Origin of the sequence: Lactobacillus sp. ESL0703, from assembly GCF_029433435.1 — a bacterium.
GTDB lineage: Bacteria > Bacillota > Bacilli > Lactobacillales > Lactobacillaceae > Lactobacillus.
Genome location: NZ_JAQTIB010000001.1, coordinates 285,427 through 305,849, shown reverse-complemented (window position 1 = coordinate 305,849; position 20,423 = coordinate 285,427). Strand labels below are relative to the sequence as shown.

Genomic DNA, 20,423 nt, shown 5'->3' with positions numbered 1-20,423 from the left:
AAAACCTCACGGTTAGTTACCGTGAGGTTTTTATTTTATTTAGTTAACTGGTTTAACTTCTGGGTAATCGTTGCTATTTCTTTAAGTTCGACAGTCGGATCGGCAATCATCTGGTCTCGTTTAAACTTGAGTAGTGCAATCTCCTCTTCCTTGTTATCACCGTTTGCTTGTAGATAAGCACCATTAAGCAATTGCCCACCTTGAATTTGCCATTTAGGCAAGTTGAGTTCGGCAATAAACTGCTGGTCATGTGACACAATAATTAGCGCAAACGGATAATTATTGATAAAGTCAGTTAGTGCCGTAATTGAACCAATATCTAAGAAATTAGTCGGTTCATCAAGCAAGAGCAGATTATGCCGACCTAACAAGACATGAGCTAAGTTAAAACAAACTAGTTGTCCGCCACTTAATTGTCTAATTGGTTCATTAAAAGCTGGCTCCAAATTCAAGTCGCCCAATAACTGAATTGTTGTACTGCGAGTGAAAATTGATTCGTGTAATAACTTGTCTAATATAGTCTCATTAGTTAATGAAGTTGTTAGGTCTTGGTTGAATAGCCCACTATTTAATTGCAGATGATAAATGCCAGACAGTTGCTGCTGGGCCAACTTTTTCAAAAAAACCGACTTACCGCTGCCATTAGGTCCAACCAAAGCAATTTTACTATCAGTTTGCAGTTTCAATTCATGATTAATTGTAAACAATTTTTGCCATTGCCAGCAAATAGTCTGCGGCTTAATGGTCACTAAGTTAGCTTTATTTGGCAGCTGCAACTCACTTAAATGAGTTGCAATATTTTTCAATGTAATTGGTTGTCGCTTGTGGGGATGCTTAATTGCCGCATTTTCTGCGGCTATTCTCTTTGTTAGAATGCGGCTTTGCCTTAGTAGTTTACGCTGCGTACCACTGGCGTCACCACGGGACTTCCAATCAGCAACTGAGATACCAGCTTTACGTTTCCGTGCGGTGTGACCCTGAGCTTGCTTACGTTGATATTCTTTTTGCAGTCGCTTGCGTTTTAATTCGTGTTGGTGGTCTTGAACTTCTTGATGTGCCTTTTTCTGAGCTGAAAATTTTTCATAAGCAACAAAATTGCCTTTAAAGACTGTGACTTTTTGCCCCTTCAATTCCCAAGTGCAATTAGTAACTCTGTTCAATAATTGCCGATCATGACTAATTACTAGCATAGGACAACTTAATTGCTGCAGCTGGTTAGTTAACCAGACTTGCCCAGCTTCATCTAAGTTTGAGCTAGGCTCATCAAGTAATAGTATTCTGTCTTTGTGCCCCTTTAACTGCTGAAAAGCACGTTTAAGTGCAGTCTTTTCCTTTTCACCACCACTTTGGTCTGTTTGCGGTAATAATTGTGGTACATAAATGGGGGAACAATTTTTAATAACTTGGCCATGTGCTTCTTCGGGTAATTGCAAGATCGTCCGCATTAAGGTCGTTTTGCCAACACCATTTGCTCCAATTAATCCGACTTTTTCATTGGAAGTAATTTTTAAATTAGGGATAGCAAATAGCTTTACTCCTTGATAACTAATTGTAAGATCAATAATTTTAATAAATTCCATAACTATCACACCTTAGTAATAATATTTTTAAATTATGGAATTTGTCCTAATAAAAGTTGATCTTTAACTAAAAATTGCTCTTGTTAGGCAACTTCCATCATATTTTGATTGACTAGTAAACTTCTCATCAGAATCACTTCCTTGTAAACGAATTTGTCTTACGACATCATGATATTTTTAATAATTTTATCATTAATTACCAAAATAAAAAAGACATAGCTCAGCTATGTCTTTTTAAGTTATCGTTGATACTTATTCTTTAATGTTTTACCGACCTGGCGTACAAACCAATTGGCAATACTTGGCGTGTCATCATTGTGTCGCCCAGGAAAGCCTTTAGAGAGTAAGTGAACTTGCGGATTGCGTTTAACCAAAAACTCTCTAAGCTCTGTAAAGGCATTGGGATCGTAGTCGTCGTTTTCCATGTAGCCCAATGCAAAGGTCGTATTAGTAAAGCAGCTGTTGGCAAGTTTGCGCCACATGTGGTCGTTCATTCGCTTCTGGGCTGCTTTGTCATTAGCACCTTCATTGATTAAAACCAAGTCACTGGCACATCTGAAATCTTCTGGGCGCTCAATACTAATATTTCCTGCAATTGTTCCAATATTTAGCAAAATCTTGGCGATCACAATTGCGCCGGGATTTAATTGCGAGCCATAATACATTGCCCCATAGGTACCCATTGACATTCCCGACAATACTAGGTCTTGATTAGTAAAGTTCAGCTTTTTCAAGTAGCTCTTAATGACGGCAAGTACTTTTTGCTCGAAATGATCGGAACCAATATAAAAGCCGCCGCCTTCATAACGCAAATCACTAATTAATAAAAACGGTGCCTGCAAGTTCTTCATCATTCGATAACCTTCAAATGATTCGGCTGTATGATAACCGCTGAAAATAACGTTTAATGGTGGCTTCAAGTCACCAGCATTAAACAAGTAGGCAATGTCTCCGCTCAAATGGCGGTCATCGTTTACTGTCTTAGCTCCAAGTACAATATTGCCGTACTTACCAAGTGAACGTCTAATATGGATATAGCCTAGGTGTAAATTACCTTCACCGCGAACATAAAATTGAAGAATAAAATAGGTTGCTTCTTTTAATCCGGCAATAACTAACTTGCCATCATGTAATTCTTTGCCGCTCTTACTAAATCTCCCAATTATTTTGCTTTGATTGAGTGAAAAACACACGGCTTCAACTTTTAATTCAACCGATCCTAATTGCTGAAATTCGATAATTATATCTTCATCCATTTCAAGGGGTAAATAGACACTGTGACGTAGTTCACCCAGCTTGGTCCATCCATGAGTTGCCGCAACTTTGAGGTCATAATAATTGTTACCGACTAGCTTGGCATTAGCCATAAATTGTTTTTGCAAGACGAATTCAGATAAAGTAATGCGGTACCCTTCGCCGCGACCGTAAAAATAATGATTGAGGGTAAACTGTAAGTTGCTTAAATCGGTCCCAAAATCGAGCTTAAAAGCCCCGCGTAAATCCAATAATCGTTGCACTTTACCGGATAATTTTGCTTGACTGCTATAGATTATCTGATTGGCGGGCAACTGCTTTAACAATTCATAATTTGTCAGCCACGAAGAAGTCTCATCTAACAGAAAAAAGGCGTCAGAATAATCTTCATTGAACTCTGATTTGTCAAAAATGGGTTCTAAATCATTCTTGTGCAAATTAAATGGTTCGGCCCAAACATAAGTAAAAGTTGTTAAAAATTTATCGGTTAAGTTATAGGACTGTTGACCACTGTGGAATAGGTATCGTTTTGCTTTTTTCATTTAAATCAGTCCTTTCCATTCCTTAACTAATTTTTCTGCTGAAAATTGCTCGATTAGTTTAACATCTTCAATTGCCGCATCATTCCAAGCCGAAAATTCACTTAAAAACGGCTCAAGTTGTTGAGCTAATCCAGTTGACTGTTTGATGCAATAACCGTTAACTCCTTCGTGCACCATGCCATTAGCCTGCTTGACTATCTGCGGAATACCGGCAGTAATAGCCTCTAGTTGTAAGGAAAAGCAAGTATTGTCTCCAGTATCTAAGTATAGCCGCACCTGCTGCAATAATTTTTTTCTAGCTTGATAATCGGCTAACTCCTTAAAGGTAATTCGTTTAATAGCCGCAATTCGTTCGGTAATCTTTTTAGCAGCTGCTTCATTACGCGGTTTTTGCTTGTCCAAGTTGCTAAGTTCTTGGTTAAATTGCTTGATTAAGATTTTAATTAATGCTTTTAAAAATTGACCGTGGACTAGGTCACTATCTGTAACAACAGTTACGCTCGGATATGCAACTAGCAGGTCGAGCAATTGATACAAAATCTTGGTAATTGTGTCGTAGCTACTGTGCCCGACACGCCAATAAATCAGTTGCTCGGCTAAATAATTGCTGTTGCTAAATGAAAAATCAGGGAAATATGGTGCAATAATTCGAGTTTGCTCTTGGCTGACGGGATAATTAGCTAGGAAGTTATCTTTGACACTATCGTTAGGAAAAATGTAAGTAGCATTAACTGCAGCTGTAGAAAGCTGCGTTGTGTCTTCTACCAAAAAGTAAAAACGCTGGTCTACTAATTGTTCTTGTAAACTAATGCTAGTATTCCAAGCATCAGCAATGATTGACTCAGCAGGATTAAGGTGCGGCTGGACAAATTCAGCGATTATTTCAGCTAAATTAGCATACTTTCTTTTCTTAAAGCGATTCTGCTGTGCTTTAGCAATTAAAATCTCTTTATCAGTAGCTGTCATTACCAATTCGTTCTGACAGTTAAACCATTCTTTTTTAAATGGCTTTTTTTGTTCTGCGGTTGAAAAATAACTGCGACTACTGCGAAAACCGCGAATATCATATTGGTCGCTAATTGATGATGAACCACTTATCTGCGTAACCGTGTCAACGCAGCCGTTTTTGGTCAACTTGACCTGTAATGCTGGCTGATTATCACGGTAATATGTCACAATGCCGCTTTGGCTATCGCCATAGGAAGGAACATAGTCAGATGCAAGGTTTAAATCCGTCAAAAACATAGGACTACCGGGAGCATCAATTCCCTGAATTTCATCAAAAATTGCACAATAATGCTGGCGAGTAATACCTGCCTGCTTAAGCAGCAATTCAGAATCAGGAAATTCATCAATTAAGAGCAATTGGCAGGATAATTTTGCCTTAGTAAAATTTGAATACAAGTTTAAAATGCTGTTTTCTTGGTAAAAATCATTTGTTACCCGTAAATTAGGAATTAAAGTTATCATTTTTCCACCTAATCATTAGTTCTTGGCCCACATGTTAATGACGTACTTACGTTCATTATTGAGTGTTTGGTATTCTTGCTTAGCGGCATAGACAATCGTAATAATAATGAATGCATTACCGATAAATGGTGTCAAGTTGGCTAATTGGTGCCATTTCAGTCCCAATATCAGCGGCCACACGCTAATTAAAATTAAAAATAAGCTGCTAACCCAAGTTAATCTGATAAAGTGTTGCAGTAAAAAGCTTTCTGTGTCAGCCCCAGCAACTGTTTCGTAAAAATAACAACCGGATTCTTTTAGCTCTCTTGTCTTAACACTTGGCTGCAGCGAGATAATACCAAAGATAAAGTTCAAAATTATGATTATCAATACATAGAACAGAATGCCGCTTACCTGGTTGAGCGACGTTAGACTAAGAACGATATTTTTGAATTTTTTAGCATTGCCTGATAACATTCGCGGCAGCATAAAGAGCGTGTTGGAAAACATAAAGGGCATGGCACCACCTAATAGTAAGCGCATCGGAAAGAATGATTCCGCAAAGTTACTGGTTAACATTGGGTTGCGTAAAGGAAGCCGTTCCTCAGCTCTAGTTAGGATTAGTCCGCACGGAATTAATAGTATAACGACTGCAAAAACAATAATTAGATTGTTGGTTGTAAATTTGTAAGTGCCGTTGCCCCAACCGTGCTTGAGAATTGTCGGCAATGACACCAACAGCTGCGGTAACATCAACATTGCCGAGCCGCCAATTCCTTTTTCTGAATTAAGGTTAGCTAAAAAGACAGCAATCATTGCTCCCGCAATTAAAACGATAGTTGTTAGTAAAAAGCTGACATTATGACCAAAAAAGCCAATGTAAATCAGTGCAGGCCGTAAATTGTAGGCATACATAATTCCCTGCAAAATTCCGAAAAACAAACTTAAAAAGTTAATTAAAATCCCGGTGTCGTGAGCAGACATGTTTCTTAACTTAGCAATATCTAATGAAGTTATTGCCTGTAAAACAATGTTAGCGGACATATAGGGGCCAATGCCTAGCATTAATAGCGAGGGCCGATTAGTTTGCGCCCCAGTGTACATCCCGATTACCCGTAAAAGAGTGTTTCTCCTTAAATAATGTTCCGCAATTTTAGTAGACACGAATGGAATAATGATAAACTGTCCCAAACAATAAACTGCCACCAAAAAAAGCAACCACAGAATTCGTTTTTGTAAAGTTCGCTTTTTCATCGGCGCATTGCCCTCCTATTTCTATTCTTTACCCAAGTTACTGTCACTATGCAAAATAAATCTGCATCCCTTCATCAGAGCTTCCATCAGTGTCCGAACATAAGACGTTTCTCATTACCCGCTGAGCAATATCCTGCCGCATCTTAATAAAACTGTTTAGCGCATCTGTCTGATACTGATACATCGGATTACTTTGTCCTGTAGTTTTTTGTTCAGTTTCTACCCGTAAAGTCTCTAGTGTATCTACCTGCGTAACCCAGGAATCATCAATTGCCTTTAGAATTGTCAGCTTCTCATAATAATGCCAAGCTTCCTGATTTTTGAATTGCTTTTTCTTCTTATCTAAAGCAGCAAGCATGATCTTTTTAAGCTCCTGCCGATAGCTAGATGAATGACTAATGTTAATCTGCGTCACAAATTCCGGATCAATATTCTCTAATAGATAATCCATAATAGTTGCTGTCTGCAAATTGTCTTCGGCTGCAAAATTATCAATTGCCTGCTCACTGTTCGTAATTACTAATTCATCAAGGTCTTGGTATTCTTCCATAACTTGTGCACGTGCATGATAGACAGCCTCTCGCTGCAGACGCATAATCTCACCATATTGCAACGTCATAAACCGTGAAGATTCATTTTGGTGGGCAACATTCTTTTGCAAATTATCAAATAAATGCTGATACCGTAAATGTCCGGTAATTTGTTGAGCAGACTGCTTTTCGTGGCGTCTAATTGCCTTACTAATTCTGGAAGACGGAAACTTATTAACTAGTTGATCCTGTAGAGAAGTATAAAAAATCGTCGTTCCCGGTTGTCCTTGCCGACCAGCACGCCCTCTTAATTGGTTGTCAATTCGCTTGATGCTCATTCGCTCGGTACCGATAACTAACAGACCGCCTAATTTTTTAGCTTCGTCAGACAGAACAATATCAGTCCCGCGACCAGCCATCGACGTTGAGACAGTTACCATTCCTACTTGTCCCGCGACCGCAATCATCGCTGATTCTTGAACAACACTACGTGCATTTAACAAATTATGAGGTATGTGTTCACGAAATAGTAAGTCAGAATATAGGTTAGATAATTCCAAAGAACCGGTTTCGATTAATATTGGGCGTCCTTTTTCATGGTTTTGCTTTACTAATTTTAACGAGCTCAATAGCTTCGCCTTATTAGTGAAAAATATCTGGTCAGGTTTATCTTCCCGAATACTTTCTTTATTAGTCGGTACCTGTACAACAGCTAGGTTATAGATACGCATCAATTCACTCCGATCAGTTGAAGCCGTCCCGGTCATTCCCGCTAAACTTGTAAACATACGGAATAGGTTTTGATAGGTAATTGTCGCAATTGCTTGCTGCTGGGGAGTGACCTCTAGTCCCTCCTTAACCTCAATTGCTTGATGAAGACCTGCCTGCAATTGCATACCGTTCATCTTGCGACCATTATTGTCGTCAATCAGGACAATTTTGCCGTCATCTACCAAGTAGTCTTGATCGCGTTTTAAAACATAATTTGCCTTAAGAGCTAAATACAAATAACGATAGATGTCAGCGTATTTTTGCGCTAGGATATTAGGCACCCCATAAAACTCACTAGCTCGCTTAATCCCTGTCTTCAAAAACCAGACTTTCTTTCGGTCTTTACTGTAGGCAAAGTCACGCTTCTCTTTTGCCGTCTTAATAAAGGTATCTGCCAACTTAGGATAATTTGATTGTCCCTTAGGCCGACCAGAGATTACTAACGGTGTTGAGGCAAGATCTAGTAAAACCGCGTCAACTTCATCAATTAGGGCAAACTTAAAGGGCGGCATAAATTGCTTTTCGGTTGTTGACACGAGGTTATTGGTTAAATAATCAAAGCCGAAGGTGCCACTATCGGTGTAAACAATATCAGCTTGGTAAATTTCTTGCTTTTGTTCGTTATCAGTCGCGTCTTCACTATTGTAGCTAACAGTTAAGCCTAGCCAGCGATATACTCGGCCCATATTGGTTGCGTCACGTTTTGCCAAGTAGGAATTAGCCGTAACTAAAAAGTTCCCAGGACCTGTTAAGCCATGCAAAAACATTACCATCGTTGCGGTAAGTGTCTTGCCTTCACCGGTTTTCATTTCAATGACATTATTGTAGTGCATTGCCACAGCACCAAAAATTTGCACCTTAAACGGCCGTAACCCCAGCACCCGTTCATCTGCAACACAGACTAAGGCGTAAGCTTGCACTAAAAGTGAATTAAGTGAAGCGCCTTGCTGGTACTGCCGTTGCAGTTTCTTTGTTCTAGCCTTAATTTCGTCATCACTCAATTCAGCAAATTGATCGCGCAATTTCATAATTTGGGTTGTCTTTTGCCAGTAGCGGTGATTTTTTAAATATGACTTCATGTTTTTTCTCAGATTATCTAACTAATAGTTGAATTAACGGATAAACCGCGCCAATAATAATTCCCAGTCCTAACAGTAAACTAACCAAGATAGTTAATTTTTCTGTTCTTGTCTTGTGGTTCTTTTTAACTATTGGATATTTATTTTCTTCATTCCCAAACTGCTTTTGGATTTTTTCATCAAGTGGACTTTTCATCAAATCAGCCTCCTTGTTAATAAGATAAAGCTTTATTGTGTCTCAGAAACAGACTTTAGCTGGGCAACAATAGTTTTTGTTATGTCATCATGTGCCCGTTGCTTAATGAGCTGCCGCAACTCCGCGTTAGTTAATAGCTGTGACAATTCATTAACTAGCTGTGTTAAATCATCAGCACTCAATACAAATTGTCCATTTTGGTCAAGCGGCAACGTGATGAACACATGATTGTAGTTTTTGTTAAAGTTCAATCGCTGCACTACATCAGCCTTTGACTGAATGTGTAATACAAACGGCTTATTGCTGCACTTCTTAGTTTGAATTTTAATTAAGCGAAACGCAGTATGGCAGTTTAACTGAATATTCCATTTACTCATTGTTTTAGTTTTGGCAAGGATAACAGCGCTAAATTCAAACTTATGGTTGTTTAAATTAATCAGATCAAGTTGATAATTCTTTGTTTCTGGTAAGACAGTGAATACGCCGCCCTTTTGCTCAAAAACATCATGCTTAAGCTGGCCATTACCATCATCAAACTGGGTCACAGCTAATGACAATGAATTATGAGGTTCTTCAGTGCTATTAATTAAAAATTGGTATCTTTGATTAGCTTCAAGTATTGGTAAATACATACTTGGAATTTCATCAAGAGCCAACCGCGCATTACGCCAAGTTATTAATGGCTGTCCCGGCGACAAAATGGCATTTTCATAACTAATTTTATCGTCGCCAAAATTAATCTTAGCCCCGTAAGTATAGAGATAGAACAAATTTAAGGGACAAAAAAAGAGATAGACATTTCCCACAATCTTAGACCTCATAATCATTAAATAAACTAATGAACGATAACTATAATATTCATTGATATACTAAGATTATTATAACATAAACCGCCTACATTTATTATAAAATCTGAATATATAAAAACACCCAATATCTATCTTAAATTCGATAAATATTGGGATGTTTTAACTAATATTCTTAATGATTAGAATTAAATATTACCTGCGGCAACATAGATACCATTACCAATGTAGACGAAGTCTCTGCCTCTAATTCGTTTGATAGTGTATACCTTAACTAACTTGCCTTTCTTCATTACCTTTCTGTTCATTCTATGCCCCTTCTTATTGTAGTAGAAGGCATTGTGAACTAAGCGTCTCTTAATTCCGGCAATATTACCTGCAGCAACGTATCTACCTTTACCGATGCTGTAGAATTTCCGACCTTTAATTACTTTAACGCCGTAAATTCTGATGGTCTTTCTTCTTCTTAAGACCTTCTTACCAACACGCTTGCCCTTCTTGTTGTAGATGTAAGCATTGTGGATCAGAAGCTTATCTTCAGGAGCGTAGCTGTTACTACCGCTGTTTGAAGCTGAATTGCTTGCGGAATTAGATGCCGAAGTGCTGGTTGAACCAGGATTTGAAGTCGAACTAGAAGTTGAGGTTGAGTTGCTCGATTGCGACATAGTCGTACTGGTTGAAGTAGATACACTTGCACTAGTAGAACCAGACAGACTAACTGAAGTCGATGAAAGACTAGCTAAACTGTCACTAGTTGATAGTGAAGCAGATTGGCTAACTGATTGACTGATGACAGCTAAACTACTTGAAGCAGAAGCACTTACTGAACTTAGGCTGCTTGATGCTGACGTGGATGCACTAGATAGACTTTCAGAAGCACTCTTTTCAATTAGACTTACACTATTTGAAAGTGACTCTGAAGTACTACCTGATGCCTGTTCACTATTCTCAACACTAGTTGAAGTAGATGCACTGGCACTAGCTAAACTTGCACTTATTGAAGCACTTAATGAACTTAAACTAGTTGAAACTGATGACGATGCATTGGCTAAGGCAGAAGATGCTGCACTTTCAGCCGTACTTTCACTAGTTAAAACTGATTCCGAAGTGCTAGTTGAAGCCTGTTCACTATTTTCAACACTAGTTGAAGTTGATTCACTGGCACTAGCTAAACTTGCACTAAGTGATGTACTTAATGAACTTGCACTAAGTGAAGCTTCAGCTGATGCGCTGACCAATGTAGAAGTTGCTTCACTTTCAGCTTTACTTTCACTAGTTGAAACAGATTCTATAGTACTGGTTGAAGCACTTTGACTTTCGACAACACTGGTTGAAGTTGAAGCCGATTCATCAATTAAGCTTTGACTATGTGATGCACTTACTTCGGCTAAACTGCTTGAAGCTGATGATGATGCATTAGCTAAGCTAGAAGCAACTTCACTTGCAGCCGTACTTAAACTAGCTGAAATTTCTTCTACAGTGCTGTTTGATTCACTTGTACTGGTAGAAGCTGAAGCACTTGCTGAAGTGCTACTATTTGCTAAGCTTTGACTAGTTGATGCACTAGAAGAAGCTAAATTGCTAGATGAAGCAGTACTATCACTAACTGAGTTAGCTTGACTAGTTGAAAGTGAAGAAGCTGCACTTAAAGAAGCTGAAGCTAATGATGATGATTGCTCTGATGTATAGCTAGTGTTAGCGTCAGAAAGTGATGATGCATCACTAATAGAAGTACTTTCACTAGCAGAAACACTACTTTCAAGTGCAGTTGATGCAGAAGTAGATGCACTAGCTAGGCTTGCAGAGATGCTATTTGCAACTGAATTTGCACTAGCTGAAATTGCCTCTGAAGTACTGCTTGATGCCATTTCGCTATCAGCAATGCTAGTTGAAATTGAAGTACTTGCATTAAGTATGCTTTGACTAGCTGATGTACTTGCTTCCTCTAGGCTAGTCGAAGCTGAAGCTGATTCAGCAGCCAAACTAGAAGCAATTTGGCTTGCTACTAAACTTGCACTATTGACAAGTGAGGCAGCAGCACTAATTGATGCACTTATATTGTCAGCAATGCTGGTTGAAGTAGATGCACTTACTGAAGCACTCTCACTAGCTAAGCTTGCACTAGTAGATGCACTTGCTGAAGATAGGCTGACTGAAGCTGAAGCTGATTCAGCTGCCAAACTAGAAGCAGCTTCACTAGCACTAGTTAAAAGTGACATTGCCGTACTGATTGATTCACTTACACTATTAACAATGCTAGTTGAAATTATTTGACTAGCTGACTCACTTATACTTGCTAAATGTTGACTAGTAGATACACTTGCTGACTCTAAGCTTGCTGAAAGTGATTCTGATGCACTGATTAAACCAGAAGCAACTTTGCTTGCAGCTGTACTTGTACTTTCTGAAAGTGACACTGAAGTGCTGGTTGAAGTACTTCCACTCTCGCTAAGACTTGATGAAGCTGATCCACTAATTGAAGTACTTACACTAGATAAACTTTGACTGAGTTCTTCACTTGCAGAAGCTAGACTAGCTGAAGTTGAAGTTGATACACTAGACAAACTGGTAGAGATACTGTTTGCAACCAAGCTTGCACTTTCTGCAACTGACTGAACAATACTTGCTAACTGGCTTTCACTACCTGATACGCTTTGTGATTCAGATACTGAAGTTGACATGAACTTACTAATCGAATTTGAAAGTGATGCACTAGCAGAACTTAAACTTTGTTCAGCAGATAAGCTGTAACTTGCTTGAGCACTGTATACTTCCTGTAACGAAGTTGAAGCACTTGTTGATATAGAAACGCTGAGGCTATTTAAGCTTGCTGAAATTGATGCACTAGCAGAAATCAAACTAGTTGATGCAGATTCACTAAGACTAGTTATAGTACTAATGCTTGCTGAAACTGCACTTGATAAACTAGTCGAAGCTGATGCAAGTTCACTTGAAGTGTATTCACTATTAGCGTTAGACATTGATGTACTTAAACTTGCTGAAGTGCTGTCGCTAAGTGAAGCAAGTGTTGATGCTGCAAGTGATGCACTAGTTGAAATTGATTCAAGGGTACTCGTAGCAGTACTTAAGCTTTCTGAAGCGGAATCTTCCAAACTAGTTGAAATTGAGCTAGCGAAGCTTTCAAGATTACTGATACTGGTTGACAGTGAATTTTCTAAACTAGTTGATAGTGAATTAATACCACTTTCAGCGATACTTTCACTTGTTGACAGTGATGTTTCTAAACTAGCTGAAGTACTTTCACTGACACTAGTTGATACACTATTCAGCGTGCTTTGCAATACACTTAAACTTTGTGAGAGTGATGATGCAGTACTTGCTGATTCACTAGCCAAAGTTGAAGCTGATTCAGAAACAACTGCCGATAAGCTATCGCTTGCACTACTTAATGATGTTGAAATTGAAGTCGAAGCTGAATTGTAAGCATCAAGTAAACTCTGTGAAGTTGATGCACTTACACTAGCAATACTTTCTGAAAGAGAAACACTGGCTGCTTCTAAACTTTGGCTTTGCTCAGATAAACTAGTTGACAGTGAATTCGACAGGACGCTTAAGCTGGTTGAATTTGAAGCAACAGTACTTAAATTAGTTGAAGCTATGGTACTTAGACTAGCTGACACGTATTCACTTGCTGAAATAACAGTAGAAAGGCTTGCTGATAGACTTGATAATTGTTCTGAATTATATTCGTCAGCTGCCTCAGATCTAGAATTACTTTCACTAACACTAGTTGATTCACTTGCAGAAATTAAGGTCGACAAACTAGCAGAAAGTGATACAGAATCAAGACTTTCTTGACTAGTGCTGGTTGAGAACAGTTTAGAAAAACTAGTTGACAGTGACTCAAGAGTGCTGGCAAGAATGCTGGCACTAGTTGAGGTTGATGTCAATAAACTAGCTGAAACCGAATTAGCATAACTTACGGCTGTTGACAAACTAGTCGAAGCTGAGTCAACTAAACTGGTTGATAATGATGCAGCTTGACTTTCTACTAAACTTTGTTGGGTAGATTGTGAAGCAATCAAACTGTCTGAAATCGAAGTTGCGGTACTTGTCGCAATGCTCAAACTAGTTGATAATGAATTAACCAAACTGGTTGAGTATGATGAAAGTTGACTAGCTGATGTACTTAAACTATTAATCGTTGAAGTTTGGATACTAGTTGAAAGAGAAGCTGCAGCACTTGCCGCTGTACTAGCAACAACACTCAAACTGGCTGAATTTGAAGCCGAAGTCGAAGCTGCAGCTGAAGCAATATCGGAAAGAATATCCTTAGTTCCCCAACTTTGATCTTTGGTCAATGAAGTTGATTGCGACTTCTTAACTGTTGTTGACTCAGATAGCTGATCGCTTTGTGAATCAGTAGTTGAGTTACTCGTACTTGTTTGACTAACTGATTGAGCAGTGTCTTCTGAAGCACTTGAAGAATCAGAGTTAGAATTCGTCGTACTCTGTGATGAAGCGCTTTGGGAAGCTGGAATTGCTGCTGACTTGGCATTTGCCAAGACATCATCAGTAGTTGTTACCTTACCTGTTGTTACACTTGCGGCATGAGTAACACTTGGTGACACAGCAAGACCGCCGAGGACACCACCAATTGTTGCAGTACCAGCTGCAACAATATTTCTAGTTATCTTATGGACTTTATTTCTATGTTTTTTATTTAAGAGACTTTGTTTCTTTTTATGATTAGAGCTCATTATAAACCTCTCCTTAATAATAAATTTATTATATAGTATATATATTTATACCACTTTCATTATATAGCCAAATATCACTATATTGCCAAAAAAGTCGATTAAATAACAACATAAAATAAAGCGCATACATAGTTTTAGAATATACAAAATGTCGATATAAAAATGATATGATAACTTTTAGAAAAACAAATTAAAAAACACTGCGTATGTAAAAACAAAGCAGTGTTTTTTGCGAAAATAATTTCGCTTTCAAGTTTTACTATATTACTTTAAATATGTATACGGATCGTCTTTATCCCGCGCCGTCATTGAGTAACGGCCAAACAAAATCATGGCGTGGTGCGTATGAATCCATTCGTCAGGTGGTAAAATCTCTTCTAGTCTTTTTTCAATTTCAAGTGGTTTAGCATCTTGTGGGACAATATGAAATCTCTTAGAAATACGCGAAACATGGGTATCAACCGCAATTGCTGGTACACCAAAGCCATCTGCTAAAACAACATTAGCAGTTTTGACGCCAACTCCTGGTAAAGTAACCAGGGTCTTTTTATCTTCAGGAATTTGGCAGTCATATTTATCAACTAAAATTTGTGCTGTTTCCTTGAGGTGCTTGGCCTTAGAATGATACAAGCCAATCTTAGAAATATGATCTTCAATATCTTCAATTGTTGCCTGTGCCAGTTCAACTGGGGTTGGATAATCCGCAATAAATTTGGGCATTACCCGATTCACCATTTTATCAGTTGTTTGGGCACTCATCAGGACTGCACAAAGCAAGTGAAAATTATTGTCCCAAATCAATTCACTTTTGGCATCAGGATACATCTTATTAATCGTACGCAATACTTTGCGTGCTTCTTCAGTGCTTAATAATTCTTCTTGTGACATTAACGGTTCCTTTGTAAAAATTTTTGAACTTGTGCGACGGTTTTGAGATTATGTCTTTGCCAATTTAACAAAATTCGGTCAACATATTTTAAGCTGTATGCTTGCGACAAAACCGCTTCTCGCAATGCTAATTTAATAATTTCTGGATCATAGTGGTCAACACTAAGCCAAGCAGCAATTTCTTCGCGCTCGATTGGACTTAAATAGCGCCCAAACTCAATTTCAAACTGCCGTGCAAGTGTATTAAGCGGATTATTATCTAAACTATCACTAACTTTTTCGGTGTGGTCCTGATGACTTTTAATCATTACGTTAGTCGTTAAAAAGTCATCAAGCTGTTGGTAAAGATTAGCCAAGTTATAAAAATTCCCAATCCGTCCCTGGTTATCAGTTAATTGGTCAATTGTTAAATAATTTTGGTCAATCAACTGTTGGATAATACTTGCCACCTCACCAGTTGAGAGATTAGTATTAGCCGCAATTTGTTCATTTGTTGGGAAGTTTTCTCCTTTTTGAGCAAAGGCTTCTAACTGAATGATTAGAATTAATTCAGGATCACTGATTTTGAGCTGTGGGTAATAAGCAATTAGACCATTCTGAAGTGTAGTAAAACCTAATTTGCGAAAATCATTGTAGTGCAATTAAATTCTCCCCTTTAAAAAAGTTGAACTAAAAATTTTAGTTCAACTTTTAATTATATTCTATTAGTAACTCTATGGCTCAATGCGGTTAATCATTCTTGGGAATGGAATAGCTTCACGAACATGGTCTAATTTACAAATCCAAGCAATTACCCGTTCAAAGCCCATGCCAAAGCCAGAGTGTGGCACACTACCATACTTACGTAAGTCAAGGTACCAGCTGTAGTCATCTTCGTTTAAGCCGGCTTCAGCGATTTGCTTCTTCAAGATTTCATAGTCGCTTTCACGTTCTGAACCACCCATGATTTCACCATAACCTTCAGGTGCCAAAACATCGGCACATAGGTATTCCTTAGGGTTTTCTGGGTTCTTCTTCATGTAAAATGGCTTAATAACCGTTGGGTAATTTACGATAAAGAATGGTCGGTCAAATTTTTCGGAAATGAAAGCTTCATCAGGAGAACCAAAGTCGTCGCCCCACTTGAAGTCACGACCAGCTTCTTGAAGCATCTTAACAGCATCATCGTATGACAAACGAGTGTAGTTGCCTTCTGCAGCTGGTTCAAGCTTCTTAGGATCACGACCTAAAATTTTCAGTTCATATTGGCAGTTATCAAGAACTTGCTTAACAACATAAGACAAGAATCTTTCTTGAATATCAAGTGACTCATCTTGATGCATCCATGCCATTTCTGGTTCCATCATCCAAAATTCTGTTAAATGACGTCTAGTCTTGGATTCTTCGGCTCTAAATGTTGGACCAAAGGTGAAAATTTTACCAAAAGCTTCAGCACCAACTTCGCCGTATAATTGACCTGATTGTGACAAGTAAGCATCCCCACCAAAGTATTCGGTATGGAATAATTCAGTAGTGCCTTCTGGTGCAGAATGCATAAAAATTGGCGCATCAAATTTGACGAAGCCTTCATTTTCAAAGAAGTCAACTGTTGCTTTGAAAATAATGTTTCTAATGCGCATAATTGCAAATGGACGCCGACTTCTTAACCATAAGTGACGGTGATCGAGTAAGAAGTCGATTCCGTGTTCCTTGTTTGTGATTGGGTAGCCTTCGTTGTTAGTGACTACTTTTAAGTCCGAAATTTGAATTTCGTAGCCAAAGTGTGACCGTTCATCTTGATGAACAGTACCTTTAATGTAGAAGCTAGCTTCTTGGTGCAATGATTTTGCAGCTTCAAATACTTCTTCGGAAACGTCATTTTTTCGGATAACTCCTTGGAAAAACGCGGTACCATCACGCAATTGCAAGAAAACAATTTTTCCACTTGAACGTTTGTCTGTCAGCCAAACATGCATCTTAACTTCTTCGTCAACATGCTTGGAACAGTCTCTAATTGAAATTAATTCTGTCATAAATTCTTATTCCACTTTCCTTATTGTATCAACTTAATCATACCAAAGTTTTACCTTTTGCGCGACTTAACCGATAAATTTTCCGGTTTTAAATTCATATAATTTGTAACTATAATCACCTGCCGCATTTTTAGCAGTTACTTCCCAAACTGGCTTATTCTGGTACCAGCCTAAGTTAACCTCATTAATCTTACCACCAGTATGCTTTTGATTGAATTCTGCTCTAATCGTAGTTTCACTGACGCCCTTTTTAGCAGGATAAAGGTAACCCTTCTTGGACCCAGGCAAGTAAATAAAATAGTACTTACCATTTTTCTTACTAATACCCTTGACGGCATAGCTATTAACTCCGCGGTCGAGATGATAATGTGCTTCTACCAGCGTAATTGGCGTCTTACTGATTGCGATCTGCTTAACATTCTGGGTTTCGTTACGTTCTGGTTGACCTGCTTGGTAAAAAAGGGCCACAAATGCAAAGTAGAGCAATACTACAATGATTACCACCCAAGTAACGAACTTAATTGTTTGTCTTGTATCATCTTTAATCATAATTAGCCAACTTATCTCGTAACTCCTTTAAACTGACTTTTTGTGTTTTAACTGGAATTGCATCCAGAAATACTTTACCATAATCTCGCTGCCAAATGCGCGAATCCAAAATGACAAATTGGCCGCGGTCTTCTTCGCCGCGAATTAACCGACCCATTCCCTGCCGAAAGCGAATAACAGCGCGCGGCATTGTATCAGTTTGAAAGACATTGAGCCCTTGGTCCTGCAGCCTTTTTTGGCGCAATTTAACTTCTGGCTGATCCGGCGATTCGAACGGTAATTTAGCAACGATTACCAGGTCAATACCACATTGGTGGAAGTCAATGCCCTCCCAAAAGCTGTCGGCACCAAGAATAATCGCTTGGTTAGCAATCGCGAACCTTTTGGCAATTCTATTGTTGGATCCCGATAGTCCTTGAGCTAAAATCTCAAAGTCCTGCAAGTTGGGTGAGTTTAAAATCGCGGTAAAGACTTCTTTAATCTGGTCTAAATTGGTCATTAGCACCAGCACATGCTTTTTCTTACCCAAATCATTGGTCAAAATATCTGCCAGCAGTTCATTATATTGATTATCGGCAAAATCCGGCATGTCTTTAACTGATAAGACCTCAAGGTGCTTAGCCAACTTGAATGTACTTTTGCCAATGTATTCCTTAGGCATTAAATCGGCTAAGGCCAGCTGGTTAATTGCAAAGGCAAAACTATTCTCACTGGTTAAAGTTGCACTGACAAACAATAGGTGGTCAAAGCGGGCATAAATTTGCTTTAACTCACTGCTGGCATCTAGCATTAACCAACTAATATTAGCACTAAGCGGATCTTGCGGATTGGTCAATGTAACGATAAATCCTTCCTGCTGCAAATTAGCTTGGTCGTGCAGCAGGTCAGATAACTGGTAGCTCTTTTCAATGTAAAAGTCGAGCCGGTCAAGCTGGGCAGTAATCTCTCCTAAAAGCGCATCTTCATCATTGGTGGTGTCGCCAGCTTCCTTATCCAGTTTAAACAAAATTTGGTTAAGTTCTTGGCGGACACTTTCCAGCCGCCGTTGAAATTCACTCAGCCGCGCCCTGAAGTCTCCTTTTTTAGGGAATAAGTCTGTCCCTTGAAAACTAAGGAGCAATTTTCCATTTGCCAGTAAGTTCTGATTAAGTGCCTGCTCTTTTTGCCCATACAACATTTTCTGCAGACTATTCATCGCGTGAATTAAGTCGAGCAGTTCCGGATTTAACTTTTCTAGTAAAAAGTTAAGCTGTGAGTCATTGCCGTATTGATTTAAAATGCTGTCATCAGCGTAATACAGTAAGTTGCGAATATGACTAAGCACACCCCAAAGCGATTCAAACTGAAATGAATCGTTACGTGAAGTAATCACATTGTCGACAAATCTGTGGGCCTCATCAACTACTAAGTAAGGGTTCTGCCCCCAGATTGAATCATTATAATGGTTAGCCAAGTAAGCGTGGTTAGTTACCAAGATATCGGCTTGTTCCTGCCGTTGCCTTGCCAAATTCCAAAAGTCAACGGCCGCAAAATTACTGCCCACACGAGCATCCCCAGGGTGCGTCACTTCTGTAAATAATGGTGCACGATAATTGGTCAATTGTAACTCATCTAAGTCCCCTGTTTTGGTTTGCGTTAACCATACTAAAATCCGCATCTGCAAAATCAAGGTCGGCTTGTTTTGCGTTCCCTGATAGAGACTTTGATAAAAGCCGTCGAGGTCAAGGTAGTGGCTGCTTGACTTAACCACTTCTGCAGTCAAGTCAAGCTTAGTAACTGCCAGCATTTGCGGAATTTCTTGACTAATAACCTGATTTTGCAACACCTTAGTTGGTGTTGCAATGACAAGCTTTCGGCTGGAATACAGCTGGTAGGCATAAGCGAATAAGTAAGAAAAAGTTTTCCCAGTACCATTAGGGGCCTCAACCAGCATTGCGCGCTGCTTACCATCACGTAAAAAGCCATTAATCTGGTTAATCAGGTCAACCTGCGGCTGGCGATAATTAATTTTGCCTTTAAATAACTTATGTTTAACCTCATTATTAATCGGAAACTTTGCCTTACTGCTTCGCGGATTACTAGTAGGATTAACCTGCTGCTTCTGCAGAACAATATTGCGTACCTGCATGCGATCTTTACTTAATGGTCGCTTTTGCTGGCGGGCATTTTCCGCAATTGTTGTAAAAATCCACGAAGTATCACGAATTAAGCCGTGAGCTAGTGAGCTCAAAGTGTTCAGTGTTGCTTGAGGCAAAGCTTCAAGCTCATGAATAATTTTAATCAATAATACCGCGGTCCCATAGGCATCAGAGTCAGCCTTGTGGGGATTTAAATGCTTGATATTTAATTGGGCTGTTAAGTCGCCAAGCTTATATGATGGCAAGGTTGGAAAGGCAATCTTCGCTAATTCAACCGTGTCAATCGCCTTGTTGGGCAACTCATCAAAGCCATGACTGACTAGTTCATAATTTAAAAACGGCAAATCAAAATTAACATTATGCGCAACAAAAACCGTTCCCTTAAGGATTTCAATGATTTTAGGAGCGTAGTAAGTAAAGTCCTTCTGCTTTGCGACATCCTCATTATGAATATGGGTCAGATTTTGGACTGCCAAGGGAATTTCACGGTGTGGATTAATCATGAATGAATAAGTTTTAACAACCTGCAGATTTTTAATAATTGCGCAGCCAAACTGAATAATATGATTATCGTCTTCACGCTGCGTCCCGGTTGTTTCCAAATCGACCACCGCAAAAGTATCTTTAGCAAATGATGTCATGTTCTGCCCTCCT

General features: G+C 38.9%; 13 protein-coding genes. All 13 read right to left on the bottom strand.

The window, feature by feature from the left end; translation table 11 throughout:
• Window positions 1-35: 35 nt before the first annotated feature.
• The 13 genes from PT278_RS01300 to PT278_RS01240 all read right to left on the bottom strand — a co-directional run bounded on the left by PT278_RS01300 (window position 36) and on the right by PT278_RS01240 (window position 20,410).
• Window positions 36-1,580, bottom strand: coding sequence for an ATP-binding cassette domain-containing protein (locus PT278_RS01300; protein ID WP_277129641.1), 1,545 nt, complete (start codon window positions 1,578-1,580; stop codon window positions 36-38).
• A gap of 239 nt (window positions 1,581-1,819) precedes the next feature.
• Complete coding sequence (gene asp2 / locus PT278_RS01295; protein ID WP_277129640.1) at window positions 1,820-3,376, bottom strand: accessory Sec system protein Asp2; 1,557 nt, start codon at window positions 3,374-3,376, stop codon at window positions 1,820-1,822.
• On the bottom strand, window positions 3,377-4,846 hold the full coding sequence (gene asp1, locus PT278_RS01290; RefSeq protein WP_277129639.1) for an accessory Sec system glycosyltransferase Asp1: 1,470 nt from the start codon (window positions 4,844-4,846) through the stop codon (window positions 3,377-3,379).
• Between the two features lie 15 nt (window positions 4,847-4,861).
• Window positions 4,862-6,079 (bottom strand): hypothetical protein, encoded by a 1,218-nt coding sequence (locus PT278_RS01285; RefSeq protein WP_277129638.1) that lies wholly within the window; start codon window positions 6,077-6,079, stop codon window positions 4,862-4,864.
• Window positions 6,080-6,125: 46 nt separating this feature from the next.
• Window positions 6,126-8,459: a preprotein translocase subunit SecA gene (gene secA, locus PT278_RS01280; RefSeq protein ID WP_277129637.1), complete on the bottom strand. Its 2,334-nt coding sequence runs from the start codon at window positions 8,457-8,459 to the stop codon at window positions 6,126-6,128.
• 13 nt (window positions 8,460-8,472) lie between these two features.
• Window positions 8,473-8,655 (bottom strand): hypothetical protein, encoded by a 183-nt coding sequence (locus PT278_RS01275; protein WP_277129636.1) that lies wholly within the window; start codon window positions 8,653-8,655, stop codon window positions 8,473-8,475.
• Between the two features lie 32 nt (window positions 8,656-8,687).
• On the bottom strand, window positions 8,688-9,461 hold the full coding sequence (locus PT278_RS01270; RefSeq protein WP_277129635.1) for an accessory Sec system protein Asp3: 774 nt from the start codon (window positions 9,459-9,461) through the stop codon (window positions 8,688-8,690).
• Between the two features lie 188 nt (window positions 9,462-9,649).
• A complete protein-coding gene (locus PT278_RS01265) occupies window positions 9,650-14,182 on the bottom strand; it encodes an SLAP domain-containing protein (RefSeq protein ID WP_277129634.1) in 4,533 nt (1,510 codons plus the stop codon).
• A gap of 264 nt (window positions 14,183-14,446) precedes the next feature.
• Window positions 14,447-15,070, bottom strand: coding sequence for an endonuclease III (gene nth, locus PT278_RS01260; RefSeq protein WP_277129633.1), 624 nt, complete (start codon window positions 15,068-15,070; stop codon window positions 14,447-14,449).
• The gene (locus PT278_RS01255; protein ID WP_277129632.1) at window positions 15,070-15,711 is read right to left on the bottom strand and encodes a DnaD domain protein; all 642 of its coding nucleotides are present in this window, start codon (window positions 15,709-15,711) and stop codon (window positions 15,070-15,072) included. Before PT278_RS01255 ends, nth begins: the two co-directional genes overlap by 1 nt.
• A 72-nt stretch (window positions 15,712-15,783) precedes the next feature.
• Window positions 15,784-17,082 carry an asparagine--tRNA ligase gene (gene asnS, locus PT278_RS01250; RefSeq protein ID WP_277129631.1) on the bottom strand — a complete coding sequence of 433 codons (1,299 nt, stop codon included), beginning with the start codon at window positions 17,080-17,082 and terminating at the stop codon, window positions 15,784-15,786.
• Window positions 17,083-17,148: 66 nt separating this feature from the next.
• Entirely contained in the window at window positions 17,149-17,631 is a 483-nt protein-coding gene (locus PT278_RS01245) for a hypothetical protein (RefSeq protein ID WP_277129630.1), read from the bottom strand.
• A complete protein-coding gene (locus PT278_RS01240) occupies window positions 17,624-20,410 on the bottom strand; it encodes a helicase C-terminal domain-containing protein (protein ID WP_277129629.1) in 2,787 nt (928 codons plus the stop codon). The genes PT278_RS01245 and PT278_RS01240 overlap by 8 nt, the downstream gene beginning before the upstream one ends.
• Window positions 20,411-20,423 lie beyond the last annotated feature (13 nt).